Source organism: Paraglaciecola sp. (assembly GCF_039964565.1).
Taxonomy (GTDB): domain Bacteria; phylum Pseudomonadota; class Gammaproteobacteria; order Enterobacterales; family Alteromonadaceae; genus Paraglaciecola.
The window spans coordinates 58,781-85,159 of record NZ_JBDVXF010000005.1; the positions used below are offsets into that span (position 1 = coordinate 58,781).

The 26,379-nt window shown below is 41.2% G+C and carries 19 protein-coding genes; 11 read left to right on the forward strand and 8 right to left on the reverse strand.

What is annotated here, in order from left to right:
* The first annotated feature begins 87 nt into the window (after positions 1 to 87).
* The 5 genes from dnaG to ABJK37_RS01670 all read left to right on the forward strand — a co-directional run bounded on the left by dnaG (position 88) and on the right by ABJK37_RS01670 (position 6,701).
* On the forward strand, positions 88 to 1,854 hold the full coding sequence (gene dnaG / locus ABJK37_RS01650; protein WP_348349450.1) for a DNA primase: 1,767 nt from the start codon (positions 88 to 90) through the stop codon (positions 1,852 to 1,854).
* A 129-nt stretch (positions 1,855 to 1,983) separates the two neighbouring features.
* A complete protein-coding gene (gene rpoD / locus ABJK37_RS01655; protein ID WP_348349943.1) occupies positions 1,984 to 3,870 on the forward strand; it encodes an RNA polymerase sigma factor RpoD in 1,887 nt (628 codons plus the stop codon).
* Between the two features lie 104 nt (positions 3,871 to 3,974).
* A complete protein-coding gene (locus ABJK37_RS01660) occupies positions 3,975 to 5,408 on the forward strand; it encodes a hypothetical protein (protein WP_348349452.1) in 1,434 nt (477 codons plus the stop codon).
* Positions 5,409 to 5,582: 174 nt separating this feature from the next.
* Complete coding sequence (lpoB, locus tag ABJK37_RS01665; protein ID WP_348349454.1) at positions 5,583 to 6,185, forward strand: penicillin-binding protein activator LpoB; 603 nt, start codon at positions 5,583 to 5,585, stop codon at positions 6,183 to 6,185.
* A gap of 48 nt (positions 6,186 to 6,233) precedes the next feature.
* On the forward strand, positions 6,234 to 6,701 hold the full coding sequence (locus ABJK37_RS01670; RefSeq protein WP_348349456.1) for a glycine zipper 2TM domain-containing protein: 468 nt from the start codon (positions 6,234 to 6,236) through the stop codon (positions 6,699 to 6,701).
* A gap of 94 nt (positions 6,702 to 6,795) precedes the next feature.
* Here the strand turns inward: ABJK37_RS01670 and ABJK37_RS01675 are convergent, their stop codons facing one another.
* Together ABJK37_RS01675 and ABJK37_RS01680 are read right to left on the reverse strand one after the other, a co-directional pair.
* Complete coding sequence (locus ABJK37_RS01675) at positions 6,796 to 9,903, reverse strand: efflux RND transporter permease subunit (protein ID WP_348349458.1); 3,108 nt, start codon at positions 9,901 to 9,903, stop codon at positions 6,796 to 6,798.
* 3 nt (positions 9,904 to 9,906) lie between these two features.
* Complete coding sequence (locus ABJK37_RS01680; protein WP_348349461.1) at positions 9,907 to 10,968, reverse strand: efflux RND transporter periplasmic adaptor subunit; 1,062 nt, start codon at positions 10,966 to 10,968, stop codon at positions 9,907 to 9,909.
* A 220-nt stretch (positions 10,969 to 11,188) separates the two neighbouring features.
* Here ABJK37_RS01680 and ABJK37_RS01685 point away from each other — a divergent pair, with 220 nt between their 5' ends.
* Positions 11,189 to 11,611 (forward strand): hypothetical protein, encoded by a 423-nt coding sequence (locus tag ABJK37_RS01685; protein ID WP_348349464.1) that lies wholly within the window; start codon positions 11,189 to 11,191, stop codon positions 11,609 to 11,611.
* 161 nt (positions 11,612 to 11,772) lie between these two features.
* The gene (locus tag ABJK37_RS01690; protein WP_348349467.1) at positions 11,773 to 13,533 is read left to right on the forward strand and encodes an acyl-CoA dehydrogenase family protein; all 1,761 of its coding nucleotides are present in this window, start codon (positions 11,773 to 11,775) and stop codon (positions 13,531 to 13,533) included.
* A gap of 122 nt (positions 13,534 to 13,655) precedes the next feature.
* Here ABJK37_RS01690 and ABJK37_RS01695 read toward each other — a convergent pair whose 3' ends face one another.
* Complete coding sequence (locus tag ABJK37_RS01695; protein WP_348349469.1) at positions 13,656 to 14,225, reverse strand: hypothetical protein; 570 nt, start codon at positions 14,223 to 14,225, stop codon at positions 13,656 to 13,658.
* 66 nt (positions 14,226 to 14,291) lie between these two features.
* Entirely contained in the window at positions 14,292 to 18,806 is a 4,515-nt protein-coding gene (locus ABJK37_RS01700) for an ExeM/NucH family extracellular endonuclease (protein WP_348349471.1), read from the reverse strand.
* A 429-nt stretch (positions 18,807 to 19,235) separates the two neighbouring features.
* Between ABJK37_RS01700 and ABJK37_RS01705 the strand changes: the two genes are divergently transcribed.
* Genes ABJK37_RS01705 through ABJK37_RS01715 form a run of 3 tightly spaced genes read left to right on the forward strand, consistent with a single transcriptional unit; the run spans position 19,236 to position 20,507 of the window.
* Positions 19,236 to 20,090, forward strand: a complete 855-nt coding sequence (locus tag ABJK37_RS01705) for an SPFH domain-containing protein (protein WP_348349945.1) — start codon at positions 19,236 to 19,238, stop codon at positions 20,088 to 20,090.
* Between the two features lie 11 nt (positions 20,091 to 20,101).
* Positions 20,102 to 20,299, forward strand: a complete 198-nt coding sequence (locus ABJK37_RS01710) for a DUF4177 domain-containing protein (protein ID WP_348349473.1) — start codon at positions 20,102 to 20,104, stop codon at positions 20,297 to 20,299.
* 4 nt (positions 20,300 to 20,303) lie between these two features.
* Positions 20,304 to 20,507: a hypothetical protein gene (locus ABJK37_RS01715; protein ID WP_215931168.1), complete on the forward strand. Its 204-nt coding sequence runs from the start codon at positions 20,304 to 20,306 to the stop codon at positions 20,505 to 20,507.
* Positions 20,508 to 20,572: 65 nt separating this feature from the next.
* Here ABJK37_RS01715 and ABJK37_RS01720 read toward each other — a convergent pair whose 3' ends face one another.
* From ABJK37_RS01720 to ABJK37_RS01735, 4 genes are all read right to left on the reverse strand, one after another.
* Positions 20,573 to 21,316, reverse strand: a complete 744-nt coding sequence (locus ABJK37_RS01720) for a choice-of-anchor H family protein (protein ID WP_348349475.1) — start codon at positions 21,314 to 21,316, stop codon at positions 20,573 to 20,575.
* An 83-nt stretch (positions 21,317 to 21,399) separates the two neighbouring features.
* On the reverse strand, positions 21,400 to 22,236 hold the full coding sequence (gene djlA / locus ABJK37_RS01725; RefSeq protein ID WP_348349477.1) for a co-chaperone DjlA: 837 nt from the start codon (positions 22,234 to 22,236) through the stop codon (positions 21,400 to 21,402).
* Positions 22,237 to 22,245: 9 nt separating this feature from the next.
* Positions 22,246 to 22,929, reverse strand: a complete 684-nt coding sequence (gene murU / locus ABJK37_RS01730) for an N-acetylmuramate alpha-1-phosphate uridylyltransferase MurU (RefSeq protein WP_348349479.1) — start codon at positions 22,927 to 22,929, stop codon at positions 22,246 to 22,248.
* A complete protein-coding gene (locus tag ABJK37_RS01735; RefSeq protein WP_348349481.1) occupies positions 22,919 to 23,944 on the reverse strand; it encodes a phosphotransferase in 1,026 nt (341 codons plus the stop codon). The genes murU and ABJK37_RS01735 overlap by 11 nt, the downstream gene beginning before the upstream one ends.
* A 167-nt stretch (positions 23,945 to 24,111) precedes the next feature.
* Here ABJK37_RS01735 and lptD point away from each other — a divergent pair, with 167 nt between their 5' ends.
* Positions 24,112 to 26,304, forward strand: a complete 2,193-nt coding sequence (gene lptD / locus ABJK37_RS01740) for an LPS assembly protein LptD (protein ID WP_348349483.1) — start codon at positions 24,112 to 24,114, stop codon at positions 26,302 to 26,304.
* Positions 26,305 to 26,379: the final 75 nt, after the last annotated feature.

Consider the following 26,379-nt stretch of genomic DNA (forward strand, 5'->3'; position numbering starts at 1 on the left):
AGATGCGGTTTATTTGTTTAAGTGCATAAAGTTTCCAAACTTTATGGCATTATGTTTCACCCGTTTTTGAGTATTTAAGAAGGTATAATGTCTGGTCGTATTCCCCGCGAGTTTATTGATGACATTATTGCTCGTACAGACATTGTTGAAATCATTGATAGTCGTGTACGCCTCAAAAAAGCAGGTCGCAACCACCAAGCCTGCTGTCCATTCCACGACGAAAAGAGTCCATCATTTACGGTTAGCCAAGACAAACAGTTTTATCATTGCTTCGGTTGCGGCGCACATGGCAATGTCATTTCATTTTTAATGGAATTTGATCGCCTAGAATTTCCAGAAGCAATCGAAGAATTAGCCCAATACCATAGTATTGAAGTGCCGCGAGAAAAAGGCAGTGCACCTGCCCCTTCAGCAGAGCAAAAGCAACAAAAAGAAAACGATTACGAGCTAATGGAAAAAGTCGCTAAATACTTTGCCCAGCAACTCAAAGTTCATCCCGACAAAGACAAGGCAGTAAATTACCTAAAGAAACGAGGGCTGAGCGGAGAAATAGTGAAAGCTTTCGATATGGGTTACGCACCACCTGAGTGGGATTCGGTATTAAAAACCTTCGGAAAAAGCCCTGTTTACCAAGAACAATTACTCGATCTTAAACTCATAACAGAAAATGATAACAGAAGACGTTTCGACTTTTTCCGCGACCGTATCATGTTCCCAATTCGCGATAAACGTGGGCGAGTTATAGGTTTTGGCGGTCGAGTATTAGAAGACGGCGGGCCAAAATATCTAAACTCGCCAGAAACCCGAATATTTCATAAAGGCCATGAGTTATATGGATTTTATCAAGCTAAACAAGCTCACCGCAATTTAGCTCGCGTGATGATTGTTGAGGGTTATATGGATGTCGTCGCCCTTGGTCAATTTGGTATAGACTACGCTGTTGCATCACTGGGAACCGCCACCACACCGGAACATATTCAAATGTTATTCCGTGCGACGTCCGAAGTAGTATGTTGTTACGATGGTGATCGTGCAGGCAAAGAAGCGGCTTGGCGCGCATTAGAAAATGCACTGCCTTTCTTAAAAGACGGTGTAGAAATGAAATTTTTATTTTTACCTGATGGCGAAGACCCAGATACATTAGTGCGTAAAATTGGCAAAGAAGCGTTTGAAAGCACCCTAACAAAGGACGCGGTTCCTTTGTCCAAATTCTTTTTCGATAATTTATTACAACACCATCATGTTGGCAGTCACGAAGGCAAAGCAGCGTTGAAGGCTCAAGCATTACCATTGATTGAACAAATAGCGGGTGAAAATATAAAGGAAATTTTATTTGCTGATTTAAGCAATCATATGGGTGATCAAAACAAACATAGATTAGAGCGTGACATTGCCCAGGCCAACTCAAGAACAAATCCCAAAAAGTTAGATTTTAATACGCCCAATAAGAGCACCATATCACCGGTTCGTATGATGATTCGATTATTGTTAGACGATCCTGGTTTAGCGACTAAATGTATCGCCGCAGATCCTTCGCCTCTAGCCGCTATAGGCATTCCGGGCATGACTATGCTAATCGAGCTTTATCAATATTGTTTAGCCAAACCACAAGCCAACACAGCCCAAGTTCTTGAACATTTTCGAGGTCATGCCCAAAGTGCTCAATTGGCTAAACTAATGATGTGGGAATACGCTGAACAAAACCAAGCTGCAGTATTTGAAGATAGCTTCGCTAAGCTACTTGATTGGCATTTACAAAGCCGAATGGATGAATTGTTCTCCAAATCTAGGGTGAGCAAACTGACCGATGCAGAAAAACAAGAGCTCAACCTATTAATAAAAGAACAAAAGTAGCCTTGTAAAAGAACAAAAATGACCCAAGATCTAGCCCAAAGCGTAGTGAGTCTGCTATACTGGCGAATTCGCTAACACCGCACTAAATACAAAGTATTTACTGGGTATATTAAACAAGTTAGAGCGTGAATCCTCTCACAGAGAGATTTTGATGAATATTCAACTAATTCGAGAAGCGTAAGTTATATGGTGCAAAGCAAGCAGTCGCAGATAAAACTCCTCATTGCTAAAGGTAAAGAACAAGGCTATTTGACTTTCGCGGAAGTTAACGACCACCTACCTCAAGATATTGTCGATTCAGATCAAATGGAAGATATCATCCGTATGATCAATGACATGGGCATCAAGGTATTTGAAACGGCCCCAGATAAAGATGAGCTTTTGATGCAAGAAAGCGATACTGATGATGAAGCCGCTGAAGCCGCAGCTCAAGCTCTATCAACAGTAGAAAGTGAGATTGGTCGTACTACTGACCCTGTACGTATGTATATGCGTGAGATGGGTACAGTTGAATTGCTGACTCGTGAAGGCGAAATTGTTATCGCCAAGCGTATAGAAGAAGGGATCAATCAGGTACAGTGTTCTGTAGCTGAGTACCCTGAAGCGATTACTTATTTACTTGACCAATGGGATTTATTTGAGGCTGAAGAAATTCGCCTTAGCGATATTATTATAGGTTTTGTTGATCCAAACGAACAAGATGTTGCACCGACCGCCACACATATTGGTTCTGAATTATCTGAAGAAGAATTGGAAGATGAAGACGACGACGGTGACGATGAAGATGAAGAAGAAGAAGATACAGGTCCAGATCCTGAATTAGCTCGTGAAAAATTCACAGCACTTCGTGTTCAATACGAAAAGGCCCGAGATGTCATCAATGCCAAAGGTCGTTCGCACAAAGAAGCCCGAGTTCAAATTTTTGAACTAAGCGAAGTATTTAAAGAATTTAGACTGACGCCAAAACAATTTGATCGCATGGTTAAAAACATGCGAAGCATGATGAATCGAATTCGTGTTCAAGAACGCATAGTGATGAAACACTGTGTAGACTCAGCGAATATGCCGAAAAAAGACTTTATTAAAGCGTTTTCTGGCAATGAAACATCGACTGATTGGTTGTTCAAAATACTCGATTCGGCCTTGCCTTATGCGGTAGAAATGCGCGTTCACCAAGAAGAACTAGAACGAGCAATTGGTAAAATGAATTCGGTTGAAGATGAAACTGGATTAATTATTGCCGATATTAAAGATATCAATCGCCGTATGTCTATCGGTGAAGCTAAAGCACGACGTGCAAAGAAAGAAATGGTCGAAGCCAACTTACGTTTGGTTATCTCTATTGCGAAAAAATACACTAACCGTGGATTACAATTCTTAGATCTTATCCAAGAAGGTAATATCGGCCTAATGAAAGCGGTTGATAAGTTCGAATACCGCCGTGGATATAAGTTCTCTACTTATGCAACATGGTGGATACGTCAGGCTATCACGCGCTCAATTGCTGACCAAGCACGTACTATTCGTATTCCAGTGCATATGATTGAAACGATTAATAAACTTAACCGTATTTCTCGTCAAATGTTGCAAGAGATGGGTCGTGAACCATCTCCTGAGGAATTGTCAGAGCGCATGTTAATGCCTGAAGACAAAGTACGTAAGGTTTTAAAAATTGCCAAAGAACCGATTTCAATGGAAACACCGATAGGTGATGATGAAGATTCACATTTAGGCGATTTCATTGAAGACAGCACTATAGTGCAGCCTTTGGATTCGGCGACAGGTGGCAGCTTGAAAGATGCTACCCAAGAAGTATTAGCCGGATTAACTGCCCGTGAAGCGAAAGTTCTCAGAATGCGTTTTGGTATCGATATGAATACCGACCATACTTTGGAAGAAGTAGGAAAACAGTTTGATGTTACCCGAGAGCGTATTCGTCAAATCGAGGCGAAAGCATTGCGTAAGCTGCGCCACCCTAGCCGCTCTGAGCAGCTTAAAAGTTTCTTAGACGAGTAATTGTCATTTTGAAATTTAGAAGCCCTGATAGCAAAAATATCGGGGCTTTTTTATTTGAATAAGATTAAAGTCTGTTGTTACATGATTCTAAAATTGTGTCCTTTATGTCATTTTTAACCTCTACTTTTCTTGGCAAGTCCCACTCATTTAAAGCCTTAGCGACTTTTTGCGTAATTTTGAGTATCGCTGGCTGCACCAGCATGGGGTTTACCGAACTATTTTCTGATTACGCCGAACAACTCAGAAATGCCAGAAATGCCCAATTAAAGGGGGACTTTAAAACCGCTGCAGCTATGATAGTGGAGCCTAAAACCAACCAAAACAACTACACCTTAAATCTACTCGAGAAGGCTCGTTTACATTATCTGGCGAATGACTGGGAGCAAAGCCGTAAAGATTTTGAATTGGTCTCCAAAGCTTTAGATGAAGAAGCAAATAAAGCGAAGCTTAGAGTCAGTAAAGGCATCTCCAATGTGGCGGCTTTAGTCAGTAGTGACAATGCCATAACCTACAAAGTACCAACATATGAACAAACAATGTTGCATAGTTACCAAGCTCTGAATTATCTATTTTTAGGAAAGCTTGAAAGTGCCTTAGTTGAAGTACGGCGAGCAAATTTAGTACAAGAAAGCGCCCTAAAGCAACATCAGCAAGCTCTATTAAATGAACAAGCAAACTTTGATAACAATGCCTTAAAACGAGCTTACCCCTCAATGTCTGCCATGATTGGTGATATTAAGAATGGTTTTCAGAATGCCTACTCCTTTTATTTATCTGCCCTTTTGTATGAAGCTGCTTCACAACCTAATGACGCCTACATCGATTACAAACGCGCATTAGAAATTTATCCAAACAACTACTATTTACAACAAGATGTGCTTCGTTTGGCAAGTAAGCTCAAAATGAAAGATGATTTAGCGTTATTCACGAATCAGTTTGGGGCATACCAATCAGGTGACATTGTTGGCGATGGAGAGCTTGTTGTTATCGTCGAAAATGGCGCGATCAATCCTAAACAAGAAGTGAGAATCAATCTGCCAATTTATGGTTCCGTTGCTCAGCCACGACTTTTTAGTTTGGCGCTACCAGTTTATACCGGTACTTTAACTAGTTATCCCCCATTACAAATCAATGTTAGAGGTCAAAACTATACATCGCAGCAGATAGTCAGATTACAATCTCTTGCCTCTAAACAACTTCAGGAACAAATGCCGGGCTTAGTCACTCGTCAAGCCTTGCGACTTGCAGCCAAAGAACAGCTTCGCAGCTCCATAAGTAAAAAAGGCGGTGAAATAGGCAATATTCTCGCTGTGCTTTACAACGCAACGTCAGAACAAGCAGATACTCGCAGTTGGCTAACCTTACCTGACGAAGTGCAAATATTAAGACTGACCTTACCCAAAGGAAAGCAACAAATTGATATTAGTATTGGCGGTAAAACGCAATTAATCGAAGTGGAGATCCGACCCAATCGAATTGGGTTATTAAACATCACAACCATTGGAAGTTTCCAAGGTCATAAGTTTACACCGTTATAAAACTATGACTAAAAACGGCTACTTCAAACTTTCGCCACTGGGCTGATATAACTAGAATTGAACATGTCGCCATTGATATCAAACCCAATAGTGCCCACATCTATAGTATGGTCATCTAATTACTGGTTGTTTATAACAAGGTGCCCCAAATAATATAAATAGAAGGAAAAGTTAATGAAAAAATTACTGCTATTAAGCGCTGTGGCTTTATCAATAAGTCTTTTAGCAGGTTGTGCCAATAAAACCGTGGTGAGTTATGGCGACGCCAAAGCAGTAGAAACTACCGATATAAATTTTGGCTCAACCGATTTGCAAACCATTGCCAAGCAAATGACCGAGTCACTTATACAATCGCCGGTAGTAGGAACCATGACAGCCAATTCCCGCCCCATTGTGTTTGTAGATTCCATTAAAAACAAAACCAGTGAACATATTGATACTGAGTCGTTATCAGATTCCATCTCGACTCAGTTACTGCGCTCGGGCAAATTTCGCTTTGTCGATATGACTAAAGTGAATGCAGTGCGTGAGCAAATCGATTATCAAAATGAAGGCGGCTTAGTGAATCCACACAAAGCTCTCCAGTTTGGTAAACAAGTCGGCGCTGAGTATATGTTGTATGGCAATTTAGCCAGTATAGTCAAAACCAATTCGGATAAATCAGACGTATATTATAAATTTACAATGCGCTTAATGGATCTAGAGAGTGGCTTAGTTGAATGGGCAGACGAGACTGAGTTACGTAAAACCAGCAGCAAAAAATTGGTGGGTTGGTAGGTAGTGACCCACAAATCGCTCAGACTATACAACAACGAGGGTTATATCATGAAAGCACTGCTAATCTGCGTCACTTTAATATTCGCTAATCTGTCCCTAGCCGCAACTGACTACGAGCGCAATAAAGCGGTTCCCGTTGATAAAGTATTGTTTGGTAAGGTCACTTCAGTTCGAAGCATTACGGAAACAGAACTATTGCAAGATCGTAACCACGGCTGGAAGGTATTTGGTGGGGCACTTGTTGGTGGGACCATAGGCAATCAATTTGGTAGCGGCAGTGGACGCACCATTAGTACCGTATTGGGTGCCATGTTGGGCAGTTCAATCGCGAGCAATAACCTTACACCTAGCCAACAAATTACGATTGAATTGGTTGAGTTAATGATCAGTATCGATAATGGTGATGAATATATGGTGGTACAGGACTTAGATCAGCAAATGTTATTCCACCCACAAGACAAAATTCGCATGATTTACCTGTCTGATGGCTCGGTACGTATTGATAAACAATTTTAGACTTTACGTTTCTATCTAACAACACTTCGCAACACTATTGAACAATTGTCCCGACTGCTAACGAGGCAGGCCAATTATTCGTGTAATTACAACGTTACTCTTCACCTTTTCGGTAAGGTATATCTTCAGATAGCTGCTCAATTTTCTGCGTTCGCTCATTCGGAGAACCGGAATTTCTCGCCAGCAAATAATAGGCTGTTGGCACTATATACAAGGTTAAAAAAGCTGAGACCAACACCCCGGCAAAAATGACCATACCAATGACAGTTCTACTTTCTGAGCCTGCACCACTGGCCATCACTAAAGGCAGTGAACTAAATACCGTGGTAAAACCAGTCATGACTATAGGCCTTAAACGTTGCGCGGCGGCTCTGCGTAGTGCTTTTTCAAACTCTATGCCAGCATCCCGCAACTGATTAGCAAACTCAACAATCAGAATGCCATTTTTAGCGGCCAATCCAATTAACATCACCAATCCAATTTGACTGTATATATTCAAGGTCATGTCTGCAAAATACAACCCCACGAAAGCCCCAACTAATGCCAGAGGCACGGTTAACATGATAACGAAAGGATGGATCCAGCTTTCAAACTGCGCGGCCAAAATCAAATAGGTGACAGCCAGTGCTAAGGCAAAAATAAACAAAATAGAATTGCCTGACTCTTGGTAGAGTTGTGACTGCCCTTTGTAATCAATAGATACTTCTTCAGGGAGCTCAGTATCCACAATTTCTCGCAGGTAATCCAAAGCTTCTCCTACTGTATAACCATCAGCTAAATTCGCACTGATCGTTATACTACGCATACGGTTATAACGATTTAAACGTGATGACGTGGCTCGTTCTTCTACTAGAAGTAAGTTATCCAACGGGATTAATTTATTACTCTTGTTAGAACGCACATAGATATTCTCAATGCTGGAAGGACTTCGATAATCAGACTCCTCACCTTCCATGATCACATCATATTCCTGCCCTTTGTCAAGGTAAGTCGAAACTCGTCTTTGGCCTAACATAGTTTCTAAGGTACGGCCTATTTCGCTGATAGAAACGCCTAAATCAGCCGCTCTATTTTTATCTATGTTGACTAATAATTGCGGCCAGGTTTCTTTATAGTCTGAGTCTAATCGAACGAGGTTTTGGTTGCTGCGAGCCTTTTCCAACACAATATCACGCCATTTAACTAAGTCTTCGTAGGTATTACCTTGCAGAACAAACTGCACAGGCCTACCCAGACCACGACCACCAATGCCGCTACGCATAATTGCAAAGGCTTGAATATCAGGAATATTTGCCAGCTTGGCGCTAATTTCGTCCATTAATTCAAAGGTTGAGCGTTTACGCTCTTCACCAACAGGCATACCCACTATGCCGATCCCGGCACTACCGCCAAAACCTGGCGCGCGAATTAACACCCTATCCACCTCACCCTTTTCGGCGTATTCGAGCAAGATTTTTTCGATTTTTTTCATATTGGCGGAATTGCTTTCAAAGCTAGCGCCTTCAACAGCTTGCACCCGAATAAAAAAGTTACCTCGGTCTTCTTTAGGGACAAATTCACTTGGTATAATTTGACTTAATTTAACCAATGCAAAAATACTCGCGATAACCAATATTGCCATCAACAACGGTTGATGTATGGTTGTGCCTAATGCCTTGTAATAGCGGTTTTCTATTACCTTGAACTTCGCATCGACCCAAAAAGCAAAACCGCTCTGTTTTTGACGTTTTTTAAGCAACAGTGAACACAGCATAGGTGAAAGCGTCAGTGCGGTTACACTAGAAAAAGCTACGGCTGCTGCAATGGCGAGTGCAAATTCAGTAAAGAGTCTTCCAATATTGCCCTGTAAAAAGACCAAAGGGACAAATACCGCTATTAAAACTAACGTGGTCGCAACGACTGCAAAACCCACCTCTTTTGCCCCTCTATATGAAGCCAATATAGGCGGTTCACCTAGTTCAATTCTTCTTGAAATATTTTCAAGCACGACTATGGCGTCATCTACCACTAATCCTATAGCCAGTACTAACGCCAATAAGGTCAATAAGTTAATTGAAAAACCTAAGGCATACATCACTATAAAAGCTGAAACCAAAGATACAGGAACAGTAATGGCCGGAATGATGGTTGCTCTTAGATTTCCGAGAAAGATGTAAATAACTAGCACCACCATCAACATGGCAATTGCTAAGGTTTCGTAAACTTCATTTATGGAAGCTTCAATAAAAATTGATGAATCATAACTAGCCACGATAAAGATGTTGTCGGGTAGCGTTTGTTCAATTTGTTGAATAGCTTTTTTCGCCGCTCGGGCTACTTCTAAGGTGTTGGCTTTTGATTGTTTGATAATACCCAAACCAATCATATTAACTCCGCCGCCACGAAAATCGGTTTCGTCATCTTCGGCACCTAATTCAACGCGAGCCACCTCTTTAAGCTTCACTAAATAACCGTCAGCGCTGGCTTTAATGGTCAAATTGGCAAAATCTTCTGGGGTTAGAAAACTCCTTGCTACTCGTACTTCAAAGTCGCGGTCGATAGATTCCACTTCACCTGCTGGTAGTTCAACATTTTCAGAACGAATGACGTTTTCAATATCACTCACCGTTATCTGCCGAGCTGCCATTGCATTTCTGTCAAGCCATACCTTCATAGCGTAGCTTCTGCCGCCACCTAAACGCACTCGCGCGACGCCTTCTGCTACTGATAAACGATCTACAACAAATCGATCGGCATAGTCTGTTAATTCCATAACCGATAAATTATCACTACGTAAATTATACCAAACAATGACATCTTCATCGGAGTTAGATTTAGACACTTCAGGTGGGTCTGCTTGATCTGGCAAATTATTAAGGGCTCGACTGACTCTTTCACGTACATCGTTTGAGGCAGCGTCAATATCTCGCGACAAATTAAACTCAATGCTAATCGACGAGCGACCGTTGCTGCTGGTTGAGCTGATATTTTTAATGCCCTCAATACCGCTAATCCGATCTTCTAATAACTGGGTAATGCGGCTCTCAACAATCGAAGCAGACGCACCAGAATAGTTAGTGTTAATTGAGACTATAGGTGGATCGATATCAGGGTACTCTCTAAGACTCAAAAAACTGATAGCCACAATACCAAACACAACTAACAGTAAATTGACTACAGAGGCAAAAACGGGGCGCTTAACTGAAATGTCTGATAAAAACATGGTTTATTCCCCGCTGTTTGCGAGGTCAAAAGTGACTTTGGATCCATCGCGTAATTTAAGCGTGCCTTCGGTTACCACCAAATCCCCTGCTTGAATGCCACTTAGTATCTGGACTTTCCCAGGTTTTCTTAGTCCTACTTTCACCTCAACTAACGCCACAGCGTCACCTTTCACGATAAATACGAACTGTTTATCTTCAACAGGAACCAATACCACTTCAGGTACGACTAGGGTTTTCAAAACTTGTTTTTGCAATAAAATTTGCAGCAACATGCCCGGACGAAGTTTGAGATCTTCATTTTGAATGTTGGCTCGTATTTGCACAGAACGCGTAGAAGGATCAACCCTAGAGGCAATACTGGTTATTTGGCCTTCAAAGACTTTTCCTGGATATGCTACTGATGTCGCTCTTATCTTTTGACCAAGTGCAATACTTGCCAAATGAGACTCGGCAATATCAAAATCGACCTTGATAAAACTTAAATCATCCAAAGTTGTCACCACATCGCCTGGGGTGACTAGCGCTCCAACACTAATCTGGCGAACCCCCAGTATTCCATCGAAAGGCGCTTTTACTAATAACTGGTCTAACTGAGTTTTAGCCACATCCATTTGGGCATTTAAAACGTTAACCTTCGCTAGTTGCTCATCTAACAGTTGCTCTGATGCTACGTTATTTTTGGCTAAGTTTTTAATTCGTTTTAACTGCTTCAGTGCTTCTTGCAGATTAACATTCAATTCCGCTAATCTCGCTTTTTCTTCAACATCGTTTAGCTCCAGCAATAACTGCCCTTGCTTAACTAAATCACCATCATCAAAATGAATTTTTTGTACAATATCTGATGTTTGCGTAGTAACGAAAACCGATTCGTTTGCTTTACCTGTGCCCAATGCTTCCACTACTACTTCAAAGTCTTCTTGACTCGCCTTATGAACTTTTACAAAAGTTGCACCCGCTTGATTAGCCTGTTGCGATTCTTCTCTGGGCATATATAGATACACCACTAAAGCAAGGCACAAGATAACGGCAACTAATAAGGGTGAGAACTTTAATCCTTTAGACATTGAATGACCTATTTATGTGTTGAAGTGAACAAGACCTATGAGGTAAAAATTAAATTACAGACCTTTACAATTAATTGTGGAGAATACAAACCTAGATGAGATAATACCCCATACTGATATCACAAGTGTACGTACGATTTTGCAAAATAGACTATTTTTCAGCATATTAATTCTAACCAGTTTGATCAGCGGATGCAGTAGAGAGGTCCCTGCAGACCCAATGTGCCGAACCGGTAATGTTGACACAGAATTGCCCCCAGCTGCTGCAGCTTGTCTTATAAAATCGAACAGTCGTCTCTTAGCCATTAAAACTCATAGCGAAGATGCTTGGAATTTACCCAATCTAAAACTACAAAAAAAAACAAGTGCACAATGCACAGCTCATTCCGCGGTATGGAAAACAACAGGACTCAACGTTGAAGTAGGAAAATTGCTTTTTACAGACCAAAATCAAATGAAATATTTTGAGTGCACTCTTAGTGACGAATATTCTAGTCAATTGCAGACATTTCCAGTGCCTGCATGGGCTAGTCGCAGAACCGCGAAGATTGCACTAATTGACCCTTTTGAAACCCACCAAGACCAGTGGGCAAAAGACATCAATTTAATCAATTTGCGAAAAGCCTATACACAATTAAGGTAATGCTTTGCATACGAGAAATTAATCACCTAACTGCAGCCAACATTCATCAAACAATTAGAGCCATATCAACACTTTTAATAGTCATTACCTGACTTTTAGCAACTACAACGAACAAATAACAGTATAATCTACACAGTATTCGATATTTAGAGATTATGACTATGCCCCAATACAATGCCCCAATAAACGACATGCAATTTGTGCTGCATGATTGGTTAAAACTGTCGGACCATTATCAAAAACTAGGGTTACAAGATTTTGACCCAGAATTAGTTAATGAAATTCTAATGCAAGGTTCGAAGTTTGCTGAAGAGGTAATTGCGCCCTTAAACCGAGAAGGTGACGAACAAGGTGCGAAACTAATTGATGGCAATGTGATTACGCCTGATGGCTTTGCAGAAGCCTATAAAGAATACGTCGCTAACGGTTGGAACGCCATGCTGGGCAGCGCTGACTATGAAGGTCAAGATCTACCTAACACTATTGCAGTACCGGTACACGAAATGTTGGATTCGGCCAATGTCAGTTGGCGATTAACAGGCATGCTCAACGAAAGTGCCATTTTGGCTATGACCAAACACGCAAACGAAGAATTAAAAAACACCTATTTGGCCAAACTAATTTCCGGTGAATGGGCTGGCACTATGTGTTTAACCGAGCCTCACGCTGGTACCGATCTTAGTTTATTGAGCACTAAAGCTGTTCCTAATGAAGACGGTAGTTTTAGCATTACCGGCAATAAAATTTTTATCTCCTCCGGTGATCACGAATGGACCGATAATATCTTGCATTTAGTATTGGCAAGACTGCCAGATGCACCTCCAGGGGTAAAAGGCATCAGTTTGTTTTTAGCGCCTAAATTTTTACCTTTAGATGACGGTAGCATAGGCCCACGAAACGCAGTGACTGTAGGCAGTATAGAGAAAAAAATGGGCCTTAAAGCCAGCCCAACTTGTGTAATGAATTTTGATCAAGCGCATGGTTTTTTAGTAGGCGAAGCAAACAATGGTTTAGCTTGTATGTTTACTATGATGAATGATGCACGCTTTCAAGTTGGCCTACAAGGACTAGGTATAGTGGAAGCCTCTTATCAAGGTGCTTTAACTTACGCACGAGAGCGACTGCAATCTCGCGCCCCACAAGGTGCGCAAGAGAAAGACAAAAAAGCCGATCCGATTATCCATCAGCCCGATGTTCGTAGAATGTTATTGACCCAAAAAGCCATAGGTGAAGGCTGTCGTGCCTTGGCATTGCTTTACGCGCAACAAATGGACATAGAACGTTTTGGTGACGATACAAGCAAACACACCGCCAAGAACGTGATTTCATTCTTAACTCCTATAGTTAAAGGGTTTATGACTGACATGGCAACTGAAATGAGTAATCTTGGGGTACAAGTCTACGGTGGCCACGGGTTTATTCGTGAATGGGGCATGGAGCAACTAGTTCGAGATGCAAGAATTACGCAGTTGTACGAAGGTACCAACGGTATTCAAGCACTGGATTTAATATCTAGAAAACTAGCCCGCGATAAAGGCACTATGCTAGAAGACACTTTTGCCTTGTTTACCAGTAAAATCGAGCAAATGAATGATGCAGCGGCCAAAGCCCAAGCTACAGACTTATTGAAAGAATGGTTTGATACAGCTACGGAACTTAAAAAGCAAAATGCAGTGGATTTATCTGGCACAGCCTATGACTTTATGCACTACAGCGCTTATTGTTTGTTAGGCGTGATTTGGTTAAGCATGGCGGATAGGGCACAACAGTCGGATAACCCTAGCATCCAATCAGGCAAGCAAAATACCTGTAAGTTCTTTTTGAAACGGTTACTCCCTAAAAAAGACCTGTTCAAAGCTAACTTGTTTAACGGAGCGGATGACTTGATGGCAGTGACTGATGGTGAGTTTGATTATCAGTAGAAGCTAACGAGCTAGAAGCTAGAAGCTAGAAGCTAGAAGCTAGAAGCTAGAAGCTAGAAGCTAGAAAAATTAAAAAGGCGGTTGATATCACTATCAACCGCCTTTTTTAATATAGTTAGAAATTACGCTTTGCGGCGAAGACTGACTAAACCAGCTAATGCAATAGTAAATAAGCCTAAAGTAGCAGGTGCAGATACAACTGAAATATTCGAAGCAGCGCTATTGAAGGTACTGCCAGCCTGATTTAAAGTAGTAAAACCTTCAAAAAGGTCCCCAATAGTATTGGATGTGAACAGAGATGTTGCACCATAACCCACAGCGGTAAACTCAAAACTACCTAGCAAAATAGGACTAAGTGAAAATAACCCAAACGAAGTGCTCGCACCACCAATTCCGTCTCCATCTACTAATGGATTTAAAACTGAACTAAAATCACTACCCAAAGTAAAACTGTTGAGTGCAAGTATTCCATTATCGAAGTTCACGTCCAATCCCCACGCTAGCAGCGCATCGACAGGGGCGCCTTGGGTTACATATAAGTCGAGAGTAAACGTGTCATTTAAGCCGACTTCAACATCACTCTCACTAAAAGATAAAACCAAATCTGCTTGCGCACTAAAGGTACTCATCAATAAACCACTGGCCAGTGCCAAGGCTTTCAAAACTTTACTATTAAGAATTACATTTTTCATTGTATACATCTCTATTTTAATATTGAAATATTGGCTGCCTGCACATTAGTAGGCAGCCGGTTTAAATTATTGACCTAGGTATAATTGATACCAAGATTGCAGATCTAAAGGTGAAATAACGCCATCTTGGTCATAATCTGCTACAGCATCAAAATTAGCATCTCCATTCGCACTACCTAACATCCCCAATATCGCAAAGTAGTCGCTAAAATCGATATTACCGTCTTGATTCACATCAGCTGAAGCTTCTGCAGATACTGGTGCATCAAATTGCATGGATATCACAACTGGATCATGGTCAGACATGCGATAAGCGTCGGCTTCATACAAGTCAACCAACTGCTGCGCACTTTTATCTTCAGTGTTGTAATCTAAGGCTCTTGGCTCGTCTGCATTGATATGCCATTCAGTGACATCAACGGTCTTAGCTAGCGCTTTATTGTTAGCTAATGCGTGGTCTAAATAACCAAACTCGCCACTAAATGTATAAGAATAAGCTTCAGCACCACCAAAATAGTTCACTAAGTTGGTGTAACCTGCAGATTCAATTTGAGTAATGGGAGCTTCTTTAGCGTAAGCATTTAAATCGCCCAAAATAACAGTAGGTTTGTCAGCATACTCAGATGCAATAAAGGCTGTAAGGGCTTGTGCCGCTCTAGTACGAGTCAAATTACAGTTTCCTTGACCTGTAGTGGTATCGTCGTCGCCAGCACCACAGCTAGAACCTTTTGACTTAAGGTGATTAACACTCACCACTAATTCTTCAGCATTTTCAGTTAGCGCAAAAGTTTGCACTAACGCAGGACGGTTTTTAGTATCGACAAATAACGGTCCATCAGCATCGCTAATAGAATTGCTACTATCCAATATACCTAAGGCACCTACAGGTGACACTGTTGCTGCTTTATAGATAAGTGCAACTGTGATTGCGTCAGTCCCTACAGGTCCACCAGCATCAACAATCGAATAAGTGCCAGCACCCAATTGGTTATTAATTTCAGAGACTAGGTCGTCAATTGCAGAACCCGCACCAAAGCCGCTATTTTCAATTTCCATTAACCCAACAATGTCGGCGTCCATGGCTACAATTGCAGCCACTGTCTTAGCTTTTTGACGAGCAAACTCTTCTACATTATTTGCCCCTCTACAATCTAAGTTACTAGGACCACATTTATTGCCATTCTCATCAAGAGTAGTGAAGTAATTAAGTACATTTAAGCTAGCTACTTTCAAGTTACCTTCAGTAATCTCAGGCGCTGCTTTGCGCGGATTACTAGCGAAGATAGTTGGACTGACTTGAGGAATAATACGGTAAGCATTAAAACTGTAGTCCATGGGTCCCATTAACCCGGTAACCGTATCGCCAGTACGTAGCGAATTAACCGCAGATAAGCCACCTGCAGGGTAAGGTATAACCTCAGGGTTAGAACCATTTACGCCGTCATCTAGTATCACTTTGTTTAATGCGTTTTCAGCGGCTAAAGCAATAGCTTCAGCAGAACCCGGTGTAAATTGGTTAGTAGGCGTATACAAACGTCCGTATGACAAAGTTGCTTCGCCAAAGGCTTTTAAATTGTAATTATCACTTACAGTTAATTCCTGTGAGGCGGTAACCAACATACCTTCTAGGGCCTCTGCTTCTGTAGCATTGGCAAAAGGTAGGCTAAATTCAGTTGCCGTTACAGTGGCAGTTGTACAAGCCGTCGATACCTGTTGAGCCAGTATTTGAGTTTTTTCATAGTACTCAGTCACTTCACCTAACACTCGTACTACATCTCCTTCTGTCGGCAATGCACCCTCGTAAAAAACGAATAGACCTTCAGACGTTGCAGGATCAGCATCCATGTCTGCTTGCTCTTCTTGTATAAAGAAACCACTCAGGTTAGGTAGAGAGGCGCTTACCACGGCTTCCACTATATGAGATTGCCCCACTAGCGGCGATACAAAACCAGAACCTTGAATGGCACTTATCAACGTCGCAGCGTCCGAACATTGACCTAAATCAGCAGTACCGCCGTCAGAACCTCCATCTGAGCCTCCGTCAGTGTCACCACCTGTGCCAGAACCAAAAATCTGTTCAGTGTTAATTAGGGCAAAAGTACTCTCTGCAGAGCCTTGCCACTCAAAATCGGAATATTGAACACCATTACCGCTTAATTGTAATGAATGACCAACAGCTGAACTACTGGACTCACTCACGCCAATATCTGTACTCGTCATGCCTACAGCAGGGCCATCTACCGCTTCAAAGCTACCTTCATAGCTCAAAAATTGCAGTACTGCACCTTCACTATCCACTAAGGCTAAACCGTCAGGGCCACCATTTTGAATACCTGAAATAGCAAATGATAGCGTACCAAAACCACTATCTTGATTAGGTAATACACCCGTTAAATTTTCAGTTCCATAAACCTTACGCTGAGAACTACTGCCGTTATAAAGTACGATACTCATACCGGACAAATCTGTACCCGCTAGGCCAGCAATTTCGACACCTTCATCTGAGTCGCCACCGCTATTGTCATAATGAAGTTCATTAATAAATGGTGCAGGAGCAACAAAGGTTTGCCCTGAGTTAACTTGACCAAAACTATCTACAGCTGGCTCTTGCCAGACAAAATCTTCATACCTAAACCCACTACCGGTTAGTTGTAGCGATTCACCAACAGCCGTGCTGCTTGTTTCTGCTACACCGATATCGGTACTTGTCATACCTTCAGCTGGTCCATCTACTGCTTCAAAGCTACCTTCATAGCTCAAAAATTGCAGTACTGCACCTTCACTATCCACTAAGGCTAAACCGTCGGGGCCACCATTTTGGATACCTGAAATGGCAAAAGACAACGTGCCAAAGCCACTATCTTGATTAGGTAATACACCACTTAAGTTTTCAGTATCATAAACTTTACGTTGAGAACTACTGCCGTTATAAAGCACGATGCTCATACCGGACAAATCTGTACCCGCTAAGCCAGCAATTTCAATCCCTTCAGCAAGGTCACCACCGCTATTGTCGTAATGAATTTCATTGATAAAAACTAAACTGGTCGAGCTATCACCAGCATCAGTACCGCCATCTGTACCACCGTCAGTACCACCATCTGTTCCTCCGTCAGTGCCGCCATCTGTGCCGCCGTCAGTTCCCCCATCTGTGTTACCACATGAGTCAGCCGGATAGAGCGTATTAATCCACTCTGGATGATCAACAAAAGGATTACGGTTACCTTGTAACTCATAGATTCGGTCGTTGCGTCTTTGCTCTGCCGCATCTACCGGATCAGCTGAACTCCAAGCAATTAAGGTACACAACATACCTAACTTTGATTCACTACTAGAAGTAACACGATTAACCAGTTCTAAGTCAGGCGTTGCATCAGAGCCCGCGCCTTCATAACGAGTGTCCATATAAAACATCATACGGGCAACATCGCCTTTCACTTCATCTCTAGGTTCAAACGAATCGCTATCTACGCGGTTGATGGTACTTTCAGCAAGAGGGCTATCACTATTATCAAAATCTAGATTCCCACGAGAACTATTAATACTAATATCCGTAGGTCTTAAGTGATGGATATCTGTGTAACCTTCCTGGCTTTGACTCGGAAATCCATGACTCTTAGGCCATGAATGCTCACGGTTCCAATTGTCGCCGTTTGAACTAGCCGCGCCGCTGCCATTAGTAGATTTGGCCTGTGAACGATTGCTATACCATAAGATGACATTGTTGGTATTGGTTGGATCTTCATCTGTATAGGTTAAAGCGGTCCAAACATCGGCATAAGATAAGTTCTTATGCTCACTAGTAATGGTGTCACTTAACACTAATTTGATGGTGTCTGCCGGTGAGCTTGCATCGACTTCAGCTTGAACATTGCCATAATAAGCAGTTGCGTCAAATGCAGTTGCGTCTTTAATTTTCGGCAGGTCTGGGCAATTAGTACATACACTGCCACTTATAACATCTGAGCTTCCACCGTCTGTTCCGCCATCAGTTCCGCCGTCTGAACCTCCGTCAGTACCGCCATCGCTGCCACTATCACTGAAAGTTTGGCCATTATTTGCAGCCCCTGACGTAGCAACTGCAGCTGATTGCCAAGTAAAATCTGCATACTGACTACCGTCTGTACCTGCTAATTGCAGAGAATAACCAACAGGAGTAGACCCCGTTTCAGACACTCCAATATCGTCACTTGTGAGTCCGCTTGCTGGCCCATTTGTGGCTGTCATGGCCCCTTCATAACTTAGAAATTGAACAACTGTTCCGAGGTTGTCGATTAACGCTAAACCATCAGGGCCACCATTTTGAATACCAGAATGAGGCACTGCTGCAAACGAATAGCCACCACTTTGTACGAGTGTTTTTTGTGACAAGTCTATAGTCGCATAGGACCCACCATTATTGCCGTTGTACAACACCACAGACCAATCACTCAAGTCTGTTCCAATCGGAGCGGCTATTTCAAAAAACTCGCCAACATCATTACTACTATTGTCGTAATGAATTTCATTGATAAATACACTGGATGCTTGTGCAGATGATGCACAAAACAATGCCAGCGCAACTGAATGCCTTAATTTCATGTTTTCTCCTGAAAATTTATGAGAGTCGGTTAGCCGACTTTTAATAATTATTTTTGGTGCGAGCGATGTTCTATTACTTCTGTGACATCCGTATGACAGTGAGTGGGATCATGCTACATCAACAGGCAAACTTGACCTATTGGTCAGAAGCTAAGCAACTTCTATACCCAAATACTATTTATAATAGGAATCAATTAATTACAAAATTGCAAAAAAAACTTTTTAATCGATGTGTTAAAAAACCTGACAAATTACCAATACTTTCAATTGGATAAGAAGTTACCCCTCAAGCTAACATTCCGCGAATAGGCAACTTACTGGGAAAAACTAAAGGTTAATTAATATCTTAGAAACTAATTTGCTTTTTATATAAATCAGAAGTAATCTCAATATAATATCATAATGATATCAACCAGGAGTTTTTTTATGATTACTGAAAAGAAAGGTTTTTCGATTAACGGGTATTTAGCATTTTTTGTGGTATTACCCTTACTTCAAGTTAGCTTTGGCATAATGGTAGCGAAACAAATGTTGTTACCAATGAGTATCTTTTGCTCCATTGTTGTACTTGTTTGTTGGGGTGGCTTCTTTATGGTGCAACCTAACCAAGCGAAGGTCATGACTTTATTTGGCAGTTATGTGGGTACTGAAAAACGCAACGGTCTGCGCTGGACTATCCCATTTTTTATTCGAAAGACTGTTTCATTGCGAGTCCGCAACTTTGAATCCGCCAAAATAAAGGTAAACGATAACCTAGGTAATCCCATAGAAATTGCCACAATAGTGGTGTGGTCTGTGACAGACTCGGCAGAAGCGATGTTTGAAGTGGACGATTATGAAAGCTACGTCACCATTCAGACCGAATCCGCACTTAGGAATATGGCCAGTAGTTACTGTTACGATCCTCAAGATGATGATAGTGCCGATATAGCCTTGCGAAGCCACCCTAAACATATTTCTGAAATATTAAAGCAAGAAATTCAAGAACGCTTAGGTAAAGCGGGTTTAACAGTTCACGAATCTAAAATCAGTCATTTAGCTTATTCCGCGGAAATTGCTAGCGCCATGCTGCAACGCCAACAAGCCACCGCAATCATTGCCGCTCGAAGCAAAATTGTTGAAGGAGCGGTTGGCATGGTTGAAATGGCGTTAGACAGACTAAAAGCACAAAACGTGGTTGAGCTTGACGAAGAACGCAAAGCCATGATGGTTAGCAATTTATTAGTGGTGTTATGTGGTGATAAAAATGCCCAACCCATTATCAATAGTGGCAGTTTGTATTAAGGAGTATAGAAATGCAGTGGGAATATAAAGTGGTAAACTCAAAAATCAAATCAAAAGGTTTTGTAAGTCCCGAACCCGATGCAAATAATCTAGAGGCGAGTTTAAATGAATTGGGCAGACAAAATTGGGAATTAGTCAGCTGTATTTTACCACCAATTGGCGCGGTGAACGGCTCTCATATACAAGCTGTATTAAAACGTCCTAAGTAGGTTAATTATGTCAAAAAAAGCCTTCCCACTTAGAATAAATGCTGACGTATTAGCAGCCATGCAACGCTGGGCAGATGATGATCTGCGCAGCGTCAATGCGCAAATTGAATATGTGCTTAGAGATACTCTTGTCAAACATGGTCGAGTCAAATTAGTTCAAAAGGTGACGACTGAGGTAGTTGATACCAATGAACCGGAAGACAATTAGGCTGACTTGATTAAGAGTCAGCCATTTACACTGCAAGTTTTTGATGAGTTATGTTCGAATGATGATTATGCGGCCTTTTTAAGACGTCTCATCCATATCAACGGTATAAGAAACAATCCTAATAAACTCAAACTTCCGCCGTGTTCACGGACCACTACGACTTGAACAGTTTCGAACTCGTTGCTTTCTAGTGGTAATAAATACAAATCCGCATCATTATAACCATCGTAAACCGCCACTAATTCGTCGCTGTATGCGTCGTACAACTCAATTAAGACTTCATAATCAGCAGAAGCAAAACCATTTAATAATTCGCTTTCAACAACAAAACTGTCGGTGTTCGTGTCAGAATAGATATTGAAGTTAGAAGTGGCATGATACTCCTTGAACACCTCATCCTTACCTAAATATAATCTGGCATAAACAGTTGCGGAGTTAAAATCTGTATCGGCGTCAAACTCAATCGAAAAATGGTTAAAATAACCATCTCTATCATCATCACTGTAAAATTCGACCCAAGCATCATATATCCAAAATTCTTGATAGATTGCCTTAACATCGGGTCTCGCTGTTAATGTTCGGGCTTGTGCCTCAGTTTTTTTCGCATTGCTTGACGCTATTTTTGATTGCGCATTAGGTGTTAATACCAAACCATTTTTTTGTTGACCTTCAGATGACTTTTTTATCATCTGACTAGTTTTATCAAACTGCTTTTCAGTAGACTGAGCACTCCAACTATCGCTTTGTGCACCCAATACTGAGCTCGACAAGAGTAGACTGCTTAAAATTAATAAACTTAAATTTTTCATTTCACTTTCCTTTTCAAACCTGCTGATAGTGTGGAATGAAAAGCATGAACAAAAACTGAAGACTAACTTAATCGAGTCTACTGCTATTTAAAACCGCGTTTTTCCTTTATTAATTCATAGGCCGATTGAATATCTTGTGTTTTATTTTTTGCCATCTCCAGCGCTTGCTTAGGTAAACCTTTCGACACCAATTTGTCGGGGTGATGTTCACTCATCAACTTACGATAGGCGCGCTTAATACTTTTATCATCATCGGATGTTGTTACACCAAGAATTTTGTAAGCGTCATCTAGAGATTGTTGTGCGGAATAACTTTTTGCACGGCCTGCGCCTCCTCGTTGTCCTGCCCCGCCTTGACGAAAACGCATTTCCGCTTCAAATGCCGACATTAAGTAGAGCAGATCATGTTGGCTAAAGCCTAAATACTTCGATACGGTTTCTAAAATAGATTGTTCGGCTTGATCTAATTTGCCATCCACATAAGCTGCTTGAATTAATATTTCTAGATACACCTGCATGATGTCACGGCGACCATGGCAGGACTCTTTGAATTCTTGTACCGTTTGCTTTAACGCGAAATCAGCGGCTTTGCCATCTCTAAAGGCTTGTTGTGCCTCTTTGCGCATATCACCATCAAGATTCATCTGATCCATCAGGGCACTCGCCATTTTTATTTCAATATCACTCACCTTGCCATCGGCTTTAGCAACATGCCCCATAACTGAAAACAGACAATGGAAAAAAATAGCCTGGCTTTTGAAATCATCTTGGTTGGCAAAAAAACGGTTGAAACCGCCGCTTTGATTAAAGTTTTTGCTGTAACCTTTGTCGAACATATGCCCAACAAAAAAACCTAATACTGCGCCTGGAATACGCCCAAACATAAATCCGAATATGGTACCTAATATCTTGCCTATCATTTGTTTCCGCTAACTGTCTGTTTTATTTAATTCATTTAAACGTTCGGGCGTGCCTACATCGGTCCATTGCCCGCTAAAATACTGCGCCCCTATCGTTTCTTTATTTGCGGCTTCACGCCACATAGGAGCTAAGCGATTCACCCTTGAGGTGCAGTTTACAAAAAAGTGTTTTGAATAAACTGCGATTCCACTACACGTTAGTTTTCGACCACGATTTACATGTAACTTGCCGTCAGAAAAACAAAAATCACCTTGTGGATTGTGGCTAGGATTATCGACCATCACCAAATGAGCCTCCACTTTGTCTATTAGTTGTGTAGGCAAGGTAGTAAAGTCAAAATCAGTAAAAATATCGCCGTTAACCACTGTGAAAAATTCATTTTCGTCATCAGGACAAAGCAGTGGTAAGGCTTTGTAAATTCCACCCGCGGTCTCCAATGCTTGAGTCTCGGCAGAATAGAGTATTTCTAATCCAAAACGTTCACCTTTACCCAAAACAGTTTCTATCTGCTCACCTAACCAAGCATGATTGATAACAACTCGTTGATATTCTGCTTTTTTAAGTGCTTCAAGGTGATATTCAATTAACGGCTTACCCAGGACTTTCAAGAGAGGTTTCGGCACAGTATCAGTTAAAGGGCGCATTCGTTCTCCTCTTCCCGCCGCTAAAATCATCGCCGTTTTACGCTTCATATTTCTTTAACTTTAGGTTATGCAACACCTTTGGTAATACTCTTTCTCGAACAAAAACAGAAAACTCCACATAGGCAGGGTATTGGCTTGCTACGTCAATTAAATAATTCAAGGTGTGCGGAATATCAGCCAAAAAACTGGGTTTATTATCCCGTAAACATAAACGGGCAAAAATCCCAGCAATTTTAATTTGCCTTTGCATGCCCGCACAATCAAACCATATTTTAAATTCGTCCCACGGATATTGAGGGTAGTATTGCCGATGCCAATTTTTTAACCATTGTTGTACTTTTTCTTTTGGCCAATCCTGATAGCTATCTCTTAGCAGTGAAACCGCATCGTACGTGATAGGACCCACTACTGCATCTTGGAAATCAATCACTCCAATTTCATCATTTTCTAACAACATTAAGTTTCGCGAATGGTAATCTCGATGCATACCTACCTTAGGTTGCATCAAGCAAGATTCTTTGACTTGTTCAAAAACCATCGACAACATTTTTTCTTCAGCGGATGTCAGTGTCAACTGCAAATATTGGTCTAATAACCAATCGTTAAAAAGTCCTAATTCTCTATCTACAAATGCCTCATCATGAAATGGTAATGGCCCTTTTTCTGTGGATAAACAATGTTGGATGACAGGAATATTGGCTAAAGCTTTAAGATAGAGCTCGTCGCAAGAATCCTCTGATAACATTTCACTAAACAGCTTATTGCCGAAATCCTGCTGTAAGTAAAACCCCTGTTCAAGATCATAGGCGTATATCTCTGGTACCTTAAGACCTTTTTCCCGATAACTTTGCCCAACAGCAATATATTGACTGGTATCTTCGCTTTTAGGGGGGGCATCTACTGCAATGATTGACCTATCACCGTAAGCAAATCGATAGTATCGACGAAAACCGGCATCACCAGACACTATGTCTAAAGTTTCACACTCAAAATCTGTGTTGTGGTTAATCCAAGTGTGTAATTGCTGTTTACGGAGTTGCTTGAAAGATAGCGCTGTTTTCAATGGTTTCTCTTATCGTTGCACAAAATCGGCTACTGTTGTTTACTAATCTGAGGGTCAAGAATGGCGAAATATCGCTTTTTTTGCAAGTTTACTGGTAAATCCCATTGAAACCTTTAAAATTACGAGTTTACTCGCTGTTTTAAATCCAACTTTAGGTCACTTTGTACTTGTCTAGTATACAAAACAAACAATTATGGTTTTTCAGTCTGCTCTTGATGTCGATTGGGCTCGCTGACGCTCAAGAAGTCTGTTTTACACCATTACCGGGACCTAACCTTGAAAATTCTTTACTTGATGGGCAAATTCGAGTTAAGTCTGAAGATAGTGAGATCAATCAAGATACCTTTGCGCAATTTAAAGGCAAAGTTGAAATAGACAGTTCTCAAGTAAAAATCAAAGCTGATGAGGCGTTACTCAATCGCCAAACTCAAACATTAAAAGCAACAGGCAATGTGAGTTTTCAAGACAGTAATATAACTGTATCCAGTGAAAACGTGCAGTTAAATAGAATATCGAATGAGTTACTCATTGAAGATTCTTTGTATCAGCTCAATAACGTACAAGGCCATGGCAAGGCACAAAAAATAGCCCTTGGGCAAAAAAACGGTATTAATCTTATTGAGTCCAGTTTTACTACGTGTCCTGTAGACGATGAAGTATGGCGAATTCAAGCAAGTAATATAGAAATCGCGCCTAACCAATCGAGAGGAATCATTAAGCACGCTCGGTTTTATATCAGAGATGTGCCTGTATTGTATTTACCGTATTTTTCTTTCCCAATTAATGACGAACGACAATCTGGTATTTTATATCCCAGCATTGCCAGTAATAGTTCTACCGGAATTAGCCTTGAACAGCCTATATACTGGAATATGGCCCCCAACTATGACCTAACGTTTAGCCCAAGATTAATGTCAGATCGTGGCGTGCAGTTGAAAACTGAGTTTAGATATTTATCTGAAAAACATGCTGGGCAGGCAAATATTGAATATTTAGTAGATGATCTGGAACTAAGTGATGACACAGAACGATACTTCTATCGTTTTGTTCACAGTGGTCAAATAGGTAAAAACTGGCGCGTCACTGCTGATATCAATGGTTTGAGTGACGATAATTACATCGTTGATTTAGGCTCTGATTATTACAATCGAGCAGATACTCACTTGTATAAAACCCTAGGAATCAGTTATTTTTCTCAAAGCTTAGATGTGACTGCGCAATTTAGAGACTTCGAAGTATTGGGAGACCATGCAGACAGTTACAGAGCGTTGCCTGAAATCAGGCTCAACTATTTAACTCCGGTAGGGTTAGGAGCCGAGTTTCAAATTAACTCAGAATTAGCCTATTTTGAGAATCGCGACATTGATTATCCAACTGCAACACGTTTCCATATTGCTCCTACTCTGCGCTACCCCTATAAAAACCAATGGAGTGAGTTTCTTGCTGAGGCTACGGCTATGCATACTCGGTATATCCAAGAAAACATTGAGAACACCAATCTCGATAAAAATATTTCTCGAACATTAGGTCAAGTCAAAGTATATGGGTCATTGGCGTTTGAAAGACCTGCTAGTTGGTTTGGATCTGCGGCAACCCAAACCTTTGAGCCTAAAGTGCAATATTTGTATACCAGCTTCGAAAATCAAAATAATATTGGCCTGTATGACACCACTCGATTATTTAAAGACTCGGCAGGCTTATTCAGAGGCCAAGAATTTACGGGACTTGACCGTATTAGTGACAACAACCAAATTACAGTGGGTATAACATCACGGTTTGTTGATAATAATAATAATCAAGAGCGCTTCAAACTCAGCTTAGGACAAATTTTCTACCTGAGAGATAACCAAGTGGATGATGCGTCCAAAGAAGACGATAAATCTGCGCTAGCAGCGGAACTAGATTGGCAAATAGGCAGTAAATGGTATGTGCATACCCAAGCCCAGGTCTCAACTATCACTGATAAAGTGGAACGCAGTAGTTTGTCCTTGGAGTATCAACTTGCCCAAAATAAGATAATGCAAATAAACCATCGCTACGTGAGAGACTTGTCATCAGAAGAAATAAACCAAGTGGGTATAACTGCAAGTTGGCCACTGACGAAAAATTGGCAATGGGTTGGGCGCTGGTATCATGATATAAAACTCAGTAGAACAGTAGAAAGTTATGCTGGACTGCAATATGAATCATGTTGTTGGACCGTAAGTTTTGTGGCACAGCGTAACTTAAGTAATCGTTTTGACGACAATGGAGCACAAAGTACCAATGAATTTGAATCGGGCTTTAATGTATACTTCACCACTCGAAATTTATTGCGAGAGGGCTTGTTTGGATATAGACGCCCTTACCTATTGAACTAATTAGGGTTTAAACTAACTAATTGTAGCTAACCTTTTGACATACCCAATGCGCGTCATCAAACAACGCCTTTAACT

Bases quoted from the DNA above. Each gene is read 5' to 3' on its own strand.
- ABJK37_RS01660 (WP_348349452.1), top strand. From the start codon at position 3,975: ATGTCATTTTTAACCTCTACTTTTCTTGGCAAGTCCCACTCATTTAAA.
- ABJK37_RS01720 (WP_348349475.1), bottom strand. From the start codon at position 21,316: ATGAAAAATTTAAGTTTATTAATTTTAAGCAGTCTACTCTTGTCGAGC.
- djlA (WP_348349477.1), bottom strand. From the start codon at position 22,236: ATGATAGGCAAGATATTAGGTACCATATTCGGATTTATGTTTGGGCGT.
- murU (WP_348349479.1), bottom strand. From the start codon at position 22,929: ATGAAGCGTAAAACGGCGATGATTTTAGCGGCGGGAAGAGGAGAACGA.
- lpoB (WP_348349454.1), top strand. From the start codon at position 5,583: ATGAAAAAATTACTGCTATTAAGCGCTGTGGCTTTATCAATAAGTCTT.
- ABJK37_RS01675 (WP_348349458.1), bottom strand. From the start codon at position 9,903: ATGTTTTTATCAGACATTTCAGTTAAGCGCCCCGTTTTTGCCTCTGTA.
- ABJK37_RS01680 (WP_348349461.1), bottom strand. From the start codon at position 10,968: ATGTCTAAAGGATTAAAGTTCTCACCCTTATTAGTTGCCGTTATCTTG.
- ABJK37_RS01700 (WP_348349471.1), bottom strand. From the start codon at position 18,806: ATGAAATTAAGGCATTCAGTTGCGCTGGCATTGTTTTGTGCATCATCT.
- ABJK37_RS01695 (WP_348349469.1), bottom strand. From the start codon at position 14,225: ATGAAAAATGTAATTCTTAATAGTAAAGTTTTGAAAGCCTTGGCACTG.
- ABJK37_RS01690 (WP_348349467.1), top strand. From the start codon at position 11,773: ATGCCCCAATACAATGCCCCAATAAACGACATGCAATTTGTGCTGCAT.
- dnaG (WP_348349450.1), top strand. From the start codon at position 88: ATGTCTGGTCGTATTCCCCGCGAGTTTATTGATGACATTATTGCTCGT.
- ABJK37_RS01670 (WP_348349456.1), top strand. From the start codon at position 6,234: ATGAAAGCACTGCTAATCTGCGTCACTTTAATATTCGCTAATCTGTCC.
- ABJK37_RS01710 (WP_348349473.1), top strand. From the start codon at position 20,102: ATGCAGTGGGAATATAAAGTGGTAAACTCAAAAATCAAATCAAAAGGT.
- ABJK37_RS01685 (WP_348349464.1), top strand. From the start codon at position 11,189: ATGTGCCGAACCGGTAATGTTGACACAGAATTGCCCCCAGCTGCTGCA.